This window comes from Thermosulfurimonas marina (genome assembly GCF_012317585.1).
Taxonomy (GTDB): domain Bacteria; phylum Desulfobacterota; class Thermodesulfobacteria; order Thermodesulfobacteriales; family Thermodesulfobacteriaceae; genus Thermosulfurimonas_A; species Thermosulfurimonas_A marina.
Genome location: NZ_CP042909.1, coordinates 784,011 through 796,519, shown reverse-complemented (window position 1 = coordinate 796,519; position 12,509 = coordinate 784,011). Strand labels below are relative to the sequence as shown.

14 protein-coding genes are annotated in these 12,509 nt (G+C 53.5%); 8 read left to right on the top strand and 6 right to left on the bottom strand.

Annotated features, from left to right (window positions below; genetic code table 11):
* The first annotated feature begins 16 nt into the window (after positions 1 to 16).
* The 7 genes from FVE67_RS04260 to FVE67_RS04230 all read left to right on the top strand — a co-directional run bounded on the left by FVE67_RS04260 (position 17) and on the right by FVE67_RS04230 (position 7,911).
* The gene (locus FVE67_RS04260) at positions 17 to 850 is read left to right on the top strand and encodes a radical SAM protein (RefSeq protein WP_168719408.1); all 834 of its coding nucleotides are present in this window, start codon (positions 17 to 19) and stop codon (positions 848 to 850) included.
* Positions 851 to 870: 20 nt separating this feature from the next.
* Positions 871 to 2,301: a nitrogenase component I subunit alpha gene (locus FVE67_RS04255; RefSeq protein WP_168719407.1), complete on the top strand. Its 1,431-nt coding sequence runs from the start codon at positions 871 to 873 to the stop codon at positions 2,299 to 2,301.
* 20 nt (positions 2,302 to 2,321) lie between these two features.
* Positions 2,322 to 3,794, top strand: coding sequence for a nitrogenase component 1 (locus tag FVE67_RS04250; protein WP_168719406.1), 1,473 nt, complete (start codon positions 2,322 to 2,324; stop codon positions 3,792 to 3,794).
* 41 nt (positions 3,795 to 3,835) lie between these two features.
* Positions 3,836 to 5,083: a nitrogenase component 1 gene (locus FVE67_RS04245; RefSeq protein WP_168719405.1), complete on the top strand. Its 1,248-nt coding sequence runs from the start codon at positions 3,836 to 3,838 to the stop codon at positions 5,081 to 5,083.
* A gap of 318 nt (positions 5,084 to 5,401) precedes the next feature.
* A complete protein-coding gene (locus tag FVE67_RS04240; RefSeq protein ID WP_343036323.1) occupies positions 5,402 to 6,709 on the top strand; it encodes an ammonium transporter in 1,308 nt (435 codons plus the stop codon).
* Between the two features lie 4 nt (positions 6,710 to 6,713).
* Positions 6,714 to 7,052 (top strand): P-II family nitrogen regulator, encoded by a 339-nt coding sequence (locus tag FVE67_RS04235; protein WP_168719304.1) that lies wholly within the window; start codon positions 6,714 to 6,716, stop codon positions 7,050 to 7,052.
* Between the two features lie 67 nt (positions 7,053 to 7,119).
* Entirely contained in the window at positions 7,120 to 7,911 is a 792-nt protein-coding gene (locus FVE67_RS04230) for a TorF family putative porin (RefSeq protein WP_168719403.1), read from the top strand.
* A 46-nt stretch (positions 7,912 to 7,957) separates the two neighbouring features.
* On the opposite strand, the gene FVE67_RS04225 is transcribed toward FVE67_RS04230, so the two are convergent.
* Complete coding sequence (locus FVE67_RS04225; protein WP_281347186.1) at positions 7,958 to 8,602, bottom strand: acyl-CoA dehydratase activase; 645 nt, start codon at positions 8,600 to 8,602, stop codon at positions 7,958 to 7,960.
* A 142-nt stretch (positions 8,603 to 8,744) separates the two neighbouring features.
* On the opposite strand from FVE67_RS04225, the gene FVE67_RS04220 reads away from it, so the two are divergent.
* Positions 8,745 to 9,893, top strand: coding sequence for an IS256 family transposase (locus FVE67_RS04220; protein WP_425505381.1), 1,149 nt, complete (start codon positions 8,745 to 8,747; stop codon positions 9,891 to 9,893).
* On the opposite strand, the gene FVE67_RS04215 is transcribed toward FVE67_RS04220, so the two are convergent.
* The 5 genes from FVE67_RS04215 to FVE67_RS04195 form a co-directional block, all read right to left on the bottom strand.
* Positions 9,873 to 10,199 carry a hypothetical protein gene (locus FVE67_RS04215; protein WP_168719402.1) on the bottom strand — a complete coding sequence of 109 codons (327 nt, stop codon included), beginning with the start codon at positions 10,197 to 10,199 and terminating at the stop codon, positions 9,873 to 9,875. The two genes, FVE67_RS04220 and FVE67_RS04215, sit on opposite strands and share 21 nt — an antisense overlap.
* Before the next feature lie 108 nt (positions 10,200 to 10,307).
* Positions 10,308 to 10,790 carry a PIN domain-containing protein gene (locus FVE67_RS04210; protein WP_168719401.1) on the bottom strand — a complete coding sequence of 161 codons (483 nt, stop codon included), beginning with the start codon at positions 10,788 to 10,790 and terminating at the stop codon, positions 10,308 to 10,310.
* On the bottom strand, positions 10,783 to 11,037 hold the full coding sequence (locus tag FVE67_RS04205; RefSeq protein ID WP_168719400.1) for a UPF0175 family protein: 255 nt from the start codon (positions 11,035 to 11,037) through the stop codon (positions 10,783 to 10,785). Before FVE67_RS04205 ends, FVE67_RS04210 begins: the two co-directional genes overlap by 8 nt.
* Before the next feature lies 1 nt (position 11,038).
* The gene (locus FVE67_RS04200) at positions 11,039 to 11,272 is read right to left on the bottom strand and encodes a hypothetical protein (RefSeq protein ID WP_168719399.1); all 234 of its coding nucleotides are present in this window, start codon (positions 11,270 to 11,272) and stop codon (positions 11,039 to 11,041) included.
* A 2-nt stretch (positions 11,273 to 11,274) separates the two neighbouring features.
* Positions 11,275 to 12,468: a tyrosine-type recombinase/integrase gene (locus FVE67_RS04195; protein ID WP_168719398.1), complete on the bottom strand. Its 1,194-nt coding sequence runs from the start codon at positions 12,466 to 12,468 to the stop codon at positions 11,275 to 11,277.
* Positions 12,469 to 12,509 lie beyond the last annotated feature (41 nt).

Here is a 12,509-nt window from a genome sequence, read left to right as displayed (position 1 = left end):
AAAAGGAGGTTATCAAATGATCAGACATCCATGTTTTGATGAGACTGCTCATCGGACAGTAGGAAGACTTCACCTTCCGGTAGCTCCGCGGTGCAATGTGCAGTGTGCCTATTGTGATCGACGGTATCCCTGCGTGAGTGAAAATCGGCCCGGGACCGCGCGCCGGGTAATCCCTCCTGAAGAGGCTCCAGACTATGTGGAGATGGCCCTTACGCTTGAACCTCGCATAGAGGTGATAGGTGTGGCCGGCCCAGGAGATCCGTTGGCTAACGAAGAGACTTTTCGGGCACTCTCACGGGTGCGAGAGGCCTTTCCGAGACTCAAATTCTGCGTTTCCACCAACGGTCTTTTACTCAAAGAAAAACTCCCGGACTTGGTTTCTCTTGGAGTACAGTTTCTTACCGTTACGGTGAACGCTGCCACCCTAGAGACCGCCTCCAAATTCTACCTTTGGGTGCGTTACCAGGGGAAGAAGCTTACCGGAAAAGAGGCCGCAGAAGCGATTCTTTCTTGCCAGATGGAAGGTTTGAGGGAGGCCGCGAAGGCGGGTATCCGGATCAAGGTCAACACCGTGCTCGTGCCGGGAATAAATGATGCGGAAGTAGGTGAAATTGCCCGTAGGGTATGGGAGACCGGGGCCCATCTCATGAACATCATCCCCCTCATTCCTCTGGGACGTTTTCGTGACCGGCGGCCACCCACGGAGGCCGAACTCCGCTGGGCTAGACGGTTGGCCTCCCGGTTCATGCCTCAGTTTCTCTCTTGTCGGCGCTGCCGGGCCGATGCCGCTGGTGTTCCAGGTGAAGGCGATTCCTTACAGACAATTCTATGGGCGGCTGCCATATCTTAAAAAAATAAAGGAGGGACGCCATGGGTTACTATCAGATGAAATGTGATGCCTGCATCCCTGAAAGGATAAAGCATGTTTGCATCGTAGATGAGGACAGGAAGACCATACCCAGATGTAATGCTCCTACCGTACCGGGTGATCTTACGGAGCGTGGGTGAGCCTTTGCCGGGGCCCGCGGGGTCGTGGGCGGACCAATTACGGATGTAATTCAGATGATACACGCCCCGGTAGGCTGCGGTTATTACACCTGGGGCACGCGCCGCCATCTAGGAGACGTTTACAACTGGGCCGCTCCCGGAGTGCTTGAAAACGAGGCCAACCACCGCCGCCACTGCTACACCACGGCCATGACCGAACAAGATATCATTTTCGGCGGTGCGGAAAAACTGAAGAGGGCCCTACTTGAGGCCTTTCGCATCAATCCCGGTGCTCAGGGAGCCATTATCTATAACACCTGTTCCACCGCCCTTATTGGGGATGATATCGAACAGGTGGCTCGAGAGGTATCTGCAATGGTGGGCAAGCCCATCTTTGCTTGTGCCTCTCCGGGTTTTTGTGGAGTCTCTCAGTCCAAGGGACACCATGAATTTAACACTCAGTTTTACCGGTGGCTTCTTAAGTATCGTGAGAAACATCCGGAAGTATGTATGAAGGAAGAGGAGAAGACACCCTATGATGTCAATCTCATCGGTGATTACAACATTGACTGGGACTTGGTTACGGTAGTGCCGCTTTTTGAGAAGTTGGGTCTGCGGATTCTCAATGTCTTTACGGGGAATGCCCGTCTCAATGACCTTTTAAAGCTTCCGGATGCCAAATTGAATATTGTTCACTGTCAACGTTCGGCTACCTACATCGCGGAACTTCTAAAGGAGGGCTACGAGATTCCTTTTGTCCGTGTGAGCCTCTTCGGAATCTCCCAGACCGCAAAGGCGCTACGAGATGTAGCGGCCTGGTTCGGAGAAAAGAAGATGAAGCGTCGGGCCGAGGAAATTATCGAGGAGGAGACCGCGGCTATAGAGAAGGCTCTTTCCTGGTATCGAGAAAGACTTTCCGGAAAGCGGGTGGCCATTTACGTGGGAGCTCCACGGGTGTGGCACTGGCCAAAGGTAATGGAGGAACTCGGGATGGAGGTGGTGGCTTGTATGACCACCTTTGGACACAAAGAGGACTATGAGAAGATCGTCCAACGCGTAAAACCGGGAACTCTCGTTATCGATAATCCCAACGAGTTCGAGATCGAAGAGATGATCGAGACTTGTAAACCCGATCTTTTCCTCACCGGTCTTAAGGAGAAGTACCTTGTGCGTAAGTTTGGGGTGCCGACCCTCAATTCACATTCTTACGAAGCCGGGCCGTACGCTGGTTTCCGCGGGTTTGTGAACTTTGCTCGAGACATTTACCAAGCGGTTTGTGCCCCGGTATGGCGACTGGCCCGTAACGAAATTTAAAACTTATGGGGAGGTGAACCATGATAAACCACGTATCGGAAATACCCATAGAAGGGATAACCTATAAACAACTCCGCATAGAAAAGAAGCCTTTGACGCCGGAATATGTTCCACCACCTCCAGAGCTGGTGCCGGCTGCCAAACGGGCAGTTTGTATTGATCCCAGCCGCACCTGTATGCCCTTCGGGGCCATGTGGGCTACGTTGGGGGTACATAGGGCTATTCCTTTTGTACAGGGAGCCCAGGGTTGCACCACTTACGTGCGTTATACTTTTTCCCGTGTCTTCCGTGAACCGGCCTCTATCGCTACGGCCTCCTTTCATGAAGATGCCGCGGTCTTCGGTGGCCGTAAGAACCTTATTCGCGGAGTGCGGAACTTGGTCTGCCGCTATAAACCGGAGCTCATCGCTATCGTTACCACCTGTTCAAGTGAGGTCATCGGAGATGACATCCAGAGTTTTCTTGCCGAGGCCCTGGACCTTATGGAGGAAGAATTCGGACCGGAGGTGCTTGATCTTACGAAGTTTGTGGTGGTAAACACCCCGAGCTTTGCCGGATCCCACGTGGAGGGCTACAACCGGGCCGCACGCGAGTTCCTCAAGGCCCTTTCCCGCAAGAGCGGTCAACCTTCCGAAGACCTATACTTCATCCCCGGATTTCTCATGCCCGGAGATTTGCGGGAGTTAAAACATCTCTTTGAGCTCATGGGGGTATCTTCTCATATCCTCTTTGATATAAGTGACACTCTCGACTGTCCGCTGGTGGGTATGCCCAATAGGATCCCCTATTATCCTCCGGGAGGTACCCGGGTAGAGGAGTTCGTGCGGGCCGGAGATGCGAAGGCTATTTTCGCTCTTTCGCCGGATGCCGGCGGAGCCGGCGCGAAATGGCTTTCCCGTCGTCACAAGGTGCCGGCCTTTGTGCTTCCTATGCCTATAGGGGTGGGCAATACCGATGAGCTCCTCAAAACGGTAAGTGAGGTCTCAGGGCGGCCCATTCCGGAGGCTATACGCTGGGAACGGGGCATCCTCCTTGACGCCATGGCCGATACCCTGCACTACACCATGATGAAACAGGTAGCCATCTGCGGCGACCCGGATTTTGCGGCCGCGGCCACGCGCTTCGTCTGCGAACTCGGTATGATTCCAACTTACATTCTCGTGGGTACCAAGAGTTCTTCAGCTGCGGAAGAGATTTGGAAAGTATGTGAGGAATATAATTACAAACCGGTCATCATGAACGGTAGCGACCAGTTCGAATGGGAATACGCCCTTAAGAACGACAAGCCGGATGTGATCTTGGGACACTCGCGATGTGTAAATATTTCGAAAGAGATAAAGGTGCCGCTTGTCCGGTTTGGTTTTCCGGTTTATGACCGGATAGGCTATCAACGGGAACCCATCGTGGGCTATCGGGGGGGAGAACGTTTTCTGGCCCGGATCGTAAACGCCATCCTGGATCATCACTATCCGGACGACCGGACGCATCAGTAATAAAGGGGAATAGAATGAAGTCTTGCGGAAATTACGGCTGTATGCCTTTGAGAATCAAGCCCTGCGGTCTTGCGAGCGAACCTGGGGGCATGACCCAGCGAAGCTGCGTTTATTTCGGCGCCCGCTATGTGCTCGGGCCGATACGGGAGGCGGTGCATCTGGTGCATGGCCCCGTGGGCTGCGGTTACTATGGAGCTATGGTCCGGGGGGAGGCCAAAGACCTCTTTGGGACCGCACTTACAGCTGGAGAGATTATTTTCGGAGGTCTTGATAAACTGAGGAAGGCCCTGCGTGAGGCCTTCGCCCTTAGACCCTCGGCCCGCGGGGCCTTTCTATACGCTACCTGCACAACGGGGCTTATCGGGGAAGATCTTGCAGGCCTTGCCCGCGAAATCGAGAGAGAATCTAGACGCAGGATCGTGGTGGTGGACTGTCCGGGGTTTTCCGGAAAGAGCCAGGCCGGGGGCCATGCTGTGGCCTACCGGAGTCTGCTTAACTTGGTTCGGCCCTTTTCCAAGGCCGAGCACCCCACGGTAAACCTCATCGGAGAGTACAATGTGGCTGGAGAGGCCCGGGAGATAAAACGACTTCTTGAGAAACTTGGGGTTAAGGTGCACACGGTGCTTACCGGTGATACCCGTTTTTCGGAGATAGAGCGACTTTCCCGGGCCCATCTGAATCTCCTTTTCTGCGGTTCAACCGCTAGGGAGTTTGCCTCGGCCCTGAAGGAGCGATTTGGTCTTCCATACCTAAAGGTCTCCTTTTATGGGCTTTCGGCCGTGGGGGCTTCTCTTCGGAAGGTAGGAGAGGCCCTGGGCCTCTCTTCTGCCAAGGTGGAGGGCCTGATCCGGGAGGAGGAGACCCGGACCTTTAGGGAGATAAGGTCCTGGCTTAAACTCTTTGAAGGAAAAAGAGTGCTTGTGGTACTTGGGGCCGGTAGACTGGGACCTTTAGGGAGAATGCTTAGAGAACTCGGCTTTGAGGTCATAGGGGCGGCTTCGGTCTTCGGGAGTTCCGAAGATCACCGAGAAGCCGCTCCCTTTTCCGGTTTTCTTACCGATGATCCCGGAGATGACGAATTTGAAAGGGCCCTTTCTATGCTTAAGCCCGATCTCGTGATCACCAACGCCCGAGAGCAGTGGCGAGCGGTAAAACTTGGTTTTCCCACCCTCTCTTTTCCTCAAGAGCGCAGACGCGGCCCCTACACCGGTTATCAAGGTTTTGTCAATTTTGTTTATAGTTTGGTCCGCGTTCTTCGGGCTCCGGTGTGGCGCCTTAAAGCCCTATAACCTGAACCGCCAAAAGTTCCCTCGCCAAAGACCTTACCTACTTATGAAACCATCTCGAAAGGATCATTTTCGGCCTTTTTAAGTTACTCTTTGTCACTTTTGTAAACTATATTATTAACAATAATGTCATAAAAATCGTTAAGCTGCTTTCTTAAACCCTTCTAGGGCTATTCGTTACAGTAATTTTCATATTTGGCATAAATCTTGTATTCAAGATTGGTAAAAACGAAGGAGGAGGTAGGTATGGAGAGTGGCAGGTTTTATTCGGGTAAAAGGGTTGGGCCGATTTTATCGGCGGTGTTTTTACTGGGCTCAGGGATGGCCCTGGCCGGGGACCCCACCGGGGCCGAAACCCTGAAGTCCGACCCTGGGCTTCCGGTGGACTATGTCTGGGTGTTGGTGTGCGGATTCCTGGTGATGTTCATGCAGGCGGGCTTTGCCTGTGTGGAGGCCGGTTTCTGCCGGGCCAAGAATGCCACCAATCTCTTAACCAAGAACCTCATGGACTTTGTGGTGGGGGCACTGGCCTTCTGGGCCGTGGGTTATGCCCTGATTACCGGCACGGACTGGAAGGGCCTCATCGGGACCTCGGGCTTTTTCCTCTCTGGTCAGGGTTACGATGTCGGCAACTACCTTTCCTTTTTCTGGCAGATGGTCTTTGCCGCCACGGCGGCGACCATCGTCTCCGGGGCCGTGGCCGAACGTATCAAGTTTCAGGCTTATCTCCTTTATTCCATAGCGATTACCGGTTTCATCTACCCGGTTTACGCCCACTGGGTCTGGGGTGGGGGCTGGCTTTCGAAGCTTCCCTTTGGTCTCGGACATCTGGACTTCGCGGGCTCCGGTGTGGTGCATGCCGTAGGAGGTTTGGTGGGGCTTGCCGGGGCCATCGTTCTCGGGCCGCGTTTTGGGAAGTTCGACAAAAACGGCAAACCCCGGGCCATTCCCGGCCACAACATCCCGTTGGCTACGCTCGGGGTCTTCATCCTCTGGTTCGGCTGGTACGGCTTCAACCCCGGTTCTACCTTTTCTGCCCATCATCTGCGCATCTCGGTGATCGCGGTGAATACTACCCTTGCGGCCGCGGCGGCCTCTCTAACTGCGCTTCTCATCGTGCTCGCCAAGACCCGGAAGTTCGACTTGGGTATGGCCCTGAACGGCGTGCTTGCTGGCCTGGTGGCCATTACCGCTCCCTGTGCCTGGGTTGAGGCCTGGGCCGCGGTGGTGATCGGGGTGGTGGCCGGTATCATCCTTGTGGCCGGGGTCTATTTCCTTGAGGCTATAAAGGTTGATGACCCGGTGGGAGCCGTCCCGGTACACGGTTTTAACGGCCTATGGGGTCTTATCGCCGTGGGTCTGTTTGCCGATGGAACTTACGGAAACTACGCCATCGAACCTCCCTTCGTGAAGGGACTCTTCTACGGGGGCGGGGTAGATCAGCTCATCGCCCAGCTGATCGGAGCGGGGGCCCTATTCGTCTGGGCCTTTGGCGTGGGGCTTATCCTCTTCAAGCTCCTAGATGTTCTTATCGGTATTCGGGTCTCTCCGCGAGAGGAGATTCAGGGGCTTGATCTATTGGAACACGGTACCCCGGCTTATCCCGAATTCTATACCGTAAGGAGGTAAGACCATGAAGGAAATAAGAGCCATCATTAGACCAGAAAAAATGGAGGAGGTTTTGGCGGCTTTGGAAAAAGTGGGCCATCCCGGGGTCACGGTCTATCAGGTGGAGGGTCACGGGCGGCAGGCCGGCCTGGTGGAACAGTTCCGGGGACGGGAATTCCGGGTGGATCTCTTGCCCAAAATAGAAGTGAAGGTGGTCTGTAAGGACGAAGATGTGGAAAAGATTATGCAGGCCATCGCTTCGGCGGCCCGTACCGGCGAGATCGGAGACGGAAAGATCTTCGTCTATGAGGTCATTGAGGCCCTCAGGATACGCTCCGGCGAACGGGGAGAGGCCGCTATTTAAATTCTTTGTTGGGTAAATGTTAAAAAATTTAGACTATCCAATAACAAAAATGTAAAGGAGGTATAGAATGGGTGCTAGAAGGATTTGGGTAATGTTAGGGTTTGTGGTATTCGGGTTATGGCTTCTTGCGGGAGGGGTAAGGGCTGAGGAGGCCAAGCCCTCGGCGGATTTCACGGTAGATGTGCTCTCCCAGTATGTCTGGCGAGGCTTCGGACTTTCGGACGACTCGGTAGTGATTCAACCCTCGATGACGGTCTCCTACCTCGGGGCCTATGTGAACTTCTGGGGTAACTATGACACCGACGAGAAGGGTAGTGACGATGCCAACTGGAACGAGACGGATTTCACCTTCGGATATACCTACGACAAGTTGCCCTACGGAATGAGCCTAGATGTGGGAGCCATCTATTACGCCCTGGATGCCGCGGACGATTCCTTCGAACTCTTTGCCGGGCTTTCGGCCACCTGTCCGAAGACCGGGATCAACTTTGGTCTTACGATTTATCGCGAACTCTCCCACTATCCCGGCACCTGGTATGAGCTCTCGGCCGGGCGGGACTTTGGGCTCCCCTGGTACAAGGCCACTTTGAGCCTCTCGGCCTCGGCCATGTACCTAGACTCCGACGACAAGGGTGCCTATGCCGATCCCGACAATAATAACGATGCGTTTTCCGGCTGGCTGTACATGCAGCTTGGGGCAGAGGTCAGCGTCCCGGTTGGTCAGTACTTCACCGTGACCCCCAAGGTCTACTACAGCTTTTCCCTTTCCGGCGATGCGGACCGTCTCCTTGAGGGCGGGTCCTGGGACAAGCACCACGATCACTTCTTCGGCGGCGTGAGTGTGAGCTTTTCCTTCTAAGGCCGATCTTGCGAAATGGGGCCCGGCCCGGCCGGGCCCTGCCTACTTAAATTCTCATCCCGTAAAGGGCCGCCCCGAGAGCGCCCGTGATCTGCGGGTCTTCGGGAACTAAGACCGGGAACCCCAGTTCTTCCTCGAGAATTTTCACCACGGCCCGGTTACGGGCTACTCCACCGGTGAAAACCAAGGGCGGGACAGGGGAGATACGATTCAGGAGGGTCAGGGAGCGCTTAACGATGGAGGAAATGATCCCACGGGCGATTCGGTCCAGCTCTTCTCCCCGTCCGATAAGGCCTACCACCTCGCTTTCGGCAAAGACCGTGCACAGGGCACTGATGTTGGCCGCGTGATCTGTGTTAAGGGCCAGTTCGGCCAGTTCTTCGAGCTCTACGCTCAGAGCTTCCGCCATGACCTCTAGGAAACGCCCCGTCCCGGCGGCGCAGCGGTCGTTCATCTCGAATTTTACTATCCGTCCTTCGGGATCGAGGGCTATGGCCTTACTGTCCTGCCCTCCGATATCGAGGATGGTCCTCGCTTCTGGGAAGAGGCTCCTCACGCCCATAGCATGGGCCCTGATTTCGGTTAGGGTTTCGGCCCAGAAAAGTTCCCTGGCCAGATTCCGGCCGTAACCGGTAGCGATCAACCGCTCAAAGGAGAGACCAGAGAGGAGGGCCTGGAGTTGTTCCCTCAGTCGGGCCGAGGTTTCGAGACACCGCTGGTCAATAACGTCATAGTCGGTAGTGTTTCACAAATTGTGTCCGAGGGGGTAAATAAAGAGGCCTTCCTCCTTGCGATAATAAGTGGGAGTCAAACCAAAGGGAAGGAGGAAGGCCATGCAGGACAGAGAAATTATAGAAAAGCTGGAGGACCTCATCAAGGAGGCCATTAAAAGCGTGATTGAGCGACTGGCTATTGAGGAAAGAAGCCTTTACCTTGAGGAACACCCTGAAACCAAAGGCAATGGTTTCTACTCTCGCTCCCTTCTCACCAAATACGGGCCTATTGAAGGCCTTATGGTTCCCAGAACTCGAGATGGAAACTTTAGAGCTCAGATTCTACCTCCTCCAAGGAGAAGAGCCGGTCTCGACTTGGGAGAAGCTGTATTGGCCTTGTACGCTTCGGGAGCCAGTACCAGGGCGGTTTCAAGATTTATCGAGACCATTTACGGGGCTTACTATTCGCCAGCCAGTATAAGCAGACTAACGGAGGTAGCCGAGGACCAAATTGAGTCCTGGAGAAAGCGAAGGCTTTCGGAGGAATACTTTGCCCTTTATCTGGATGCTACTTTTCTGCCGGTGAGGAGAGGAACTGTGGCCAGGGAGCCGGTGTATCTGGCTTTGGGGATAAGGCGAGATGGGACCAGAGAGATTGTGGGCTTTTGGACCAGTGGAGGGGAAGGTGAGAGCGCTCTGGTTTATCAGGAAATTTTCAACGAACTGCGCGAAAGAGGTCTCAAGAGGATTGAGGTGGTCATAGGGGACGGGCTATCAGGCTTGAAGGAGGCGGTTCTCAGGGTTTATCCTGGGGCCAGGTTTCAGAGATGCGTTCTTCACAGTCTCAAGTATAGCCTGAGGAAGGTTCGGAGGTCTCACCGAGAGGCGCTGGCTCAGGATTTGAGGAAAATTTATCGGGCTGGGAGGAGGTCCGAGGCCCTGGAGGCCTTCAGGGCTTTCAAGGCCCGGTGGCAAGGGAAGTATCCGGAAGTAGTGAAGCACTGGGAGGAGAACCTCGAGGATCTCTTGGTTTTTCTGGAATATCCGGAGCCTATTCGGAATTATATTTACACCACGAATCAGCTTGAAAGGCTGATTAAAGAGGTCAAGCGCAGGACCAAGGTGATAGAGGTTTTCTGTGAGCCTGGGGCACTTTACAAGGTAGTCTATCTGGTGCTTAGGGGTCTAGAGGAGAAATACCGTTCGCGAAAACTGAGAGGTTTTGAGGATCTTATGGAGGAAGGCCTCTTATCCTGCGGACACAGTTGACGAAACACTATGTCTTTTTGAGAACCCGGGTAGTATTATTTTTATCGTTAAGGCCTCTTCTAAGAGACGTATAAAGTGCGTGTTACACGCCTCGACCTCATCAAGATACCACCAAGTAGTCTCAGGCAAGAATTTTCCAAATTTTTGCTTGGCTTCTTCGACTATCTCTTGCCACCTTTGTTTAAAGACTTTACTAGGAATTCGCCCTTTTCTGGGAAGATTTAAAGGCGGATACCCTGGGAGAGCTTTTGGAAATTTCCCATCAGATGTCCACGGTAATGGAAAAACAAACTTTTCTTGCTTCACCCAAGACCTCCCTCATGCGGCCTCCCTCGTTCAAAAAGAGCCGGACTCCCAGGCGGGCGAGGGTCACCCGCTTTTCGGGGCGCGCATCCCTAGAGAGCCCGGTTTTACTCATTTGCAAGGCGTTTGACCGCCTCCAGAAGGGAGGGGGACACATAAAAAACCTGCCTGTTCAAGCTTATCTAGTACCGTTGTTATATCCGGTAAAAGCTTCCTTTTCCGGGCTAGAACCAAAATCGCCAGAGTCCCTTTGGTCTTTATGCCCAAAGTTTGGGCACACTTCCGGGCAGCTCGGTCATCAAGGAGGGCAATAAAGTCTCGATTCCGATAAGCGAAAGTCAGAACTTCAGTCTCACCTAACCCCAGATCCCACTTCAAGACCTCGAGCTCCGAAGGGCCGATTTCTCTCACAAAAGCCTTACCCGGACCTTTGAGCCATTCACGGGCAGGGTCTCCGGGGCTTCCAGCAAGGATTTCTTTATAAACTCCATGTGGGATGACTACCTCATTAGCTAAAGAAGGCAAAAGGTGAAGCTGGTTGATCTTTCCCAGAATAATAAGCGGGGAGGCGTTTACCACAAACTTTTTAGGCATTCACTACCTCGGCTTCCAGCTCTTCGGGCGTCACTTGGAAAGGGGAAACTCCAAAGCGTTGGAGGGCCCTTAGAAACTCCTCCCTGCTTACTCCGGCGATTTCAGCGGCCTTTGCTTGAGAGATTAGGCCCATCTCATACCACTTCACCGCAGCTGCTAATCGCATCTCCCGAACAAACTCCTCAGGTGATAGCCTTAAGCTGGCTAAATCGTCTTCATTGAAGGTTAATTCTACTTTTACAGGCATTTTAAACCTCCCGCTTGTGGTCTTCCTCCAAGTCCTTGGTGGAAACGATCCCTTCCAGGGAGCCTCTCAGCTTGCGCCAGTCTCCTCGCTTCTCTCTGGTCTCTTTAAGCTCTAATAACTTTCTGGATGCTTCACGGAAATCTTCCGGCAGACCCAAAGATTCTTTTATGCGCTTCCAAAGCTCAAGAGGGATAACCACTCGATCTTTTTCTTGACGTATTTCCAGAGTAGCCATGCTTAACCTCCTAGCCTTTCGGTCAAGGAAATCACCTTGCCGCCCGTGACCTGTCGAGCCACCTTTTCGATTTCCTTGACGGCCTCCCTCCGGGCTTCGGCGGCAAGGTGGGCGTAGCGTTCGGTCATCGCCAGGGTCTTGTGGCCCATTAGCTCTTTGACCGTGTAGATCGGCACCCCGGCCATGACGAGCCAGCTTCCGAAGGTATGTCGCAGGGTATGGAAGCAAACTCTCATCCGGGGGTCGGCCACCCCTTCATTGAATCCGAGCTTCTGAACCACTTCCCAGAATACCCGCGAGACTTTCTTTATCTTTTGCCCTTTGCGATCTTTAAAGACCAATTCCGAGGGGTCTCCAGGGACTTTTGCCATAAAGGTCCGTTTGACCTCCTCGGTCATGTAAGCCACGCGAGTAGTCTTATTTTTAGGATCTCGGACATAGATGAGGCCACGGGCCAGGTCTACATCGCCCCAGGTGAGGTTAAAGATTTCTCCAGCTCTCATGCCGGTATGAAGGGAAAGCAAACAAATCTCATAAAGTTGCTGACTCCTGGCTTTGATAGCCTCAAGGAGGACTCTAGCTTCATCCGGTGTGAGAAAACGCAACCGGCGATTATCCTTTCGAGGAGGTTTAACTTTACTTGCGGGGTTATCGCCTTGAAAAAGCTCCCACTCCTTGGCCCGATTGAAGGCCATGCGAACCACGGCCAGGGCATACTCTATGGTCCTCTCGGCAAGGCCTTCTTTGCGCATGTGGCTTTTGACTTTTTCAAGGTCAAAAGGCGAGATGTCTTTCAAGGCCTTGTCGCCAAGGATGACCTCAAGATACCTTCGGAAAAGCTCTTCCTCTCGACGGTAGGATTCCCATGCTTTGTTCTCTTTGGCCCAAGGCAGGTAACGTTCTCGCATGAACTGGGCAAAGGTGATGGCCTCTTTGCGTTTTTTGTGGATGGGTATGGGCTCCTCACCTAGGCGGATGGTTCTTAACCTTTCAGCCCGGATTTGGGCGGCATAGGCGGCTGTGATTCCCTCAGAGGCCCAGCCGATCTTTTCCTCAATGAGCTTGCCGTTTAAGGCCTTATAGCGAATGTAAAAGCACTTATCAGGCTTTCCATCAGGCGTTTTTCGGGTCTCGCTTAGGTAAGCCCTTACTCCAGGGAACTTTTTGAAAGTTTCATACTTTTTGGGTTTCGCCATAAACGCACCCCGTGTCCGTTTTTAATCCCAGGGTTTCCCCA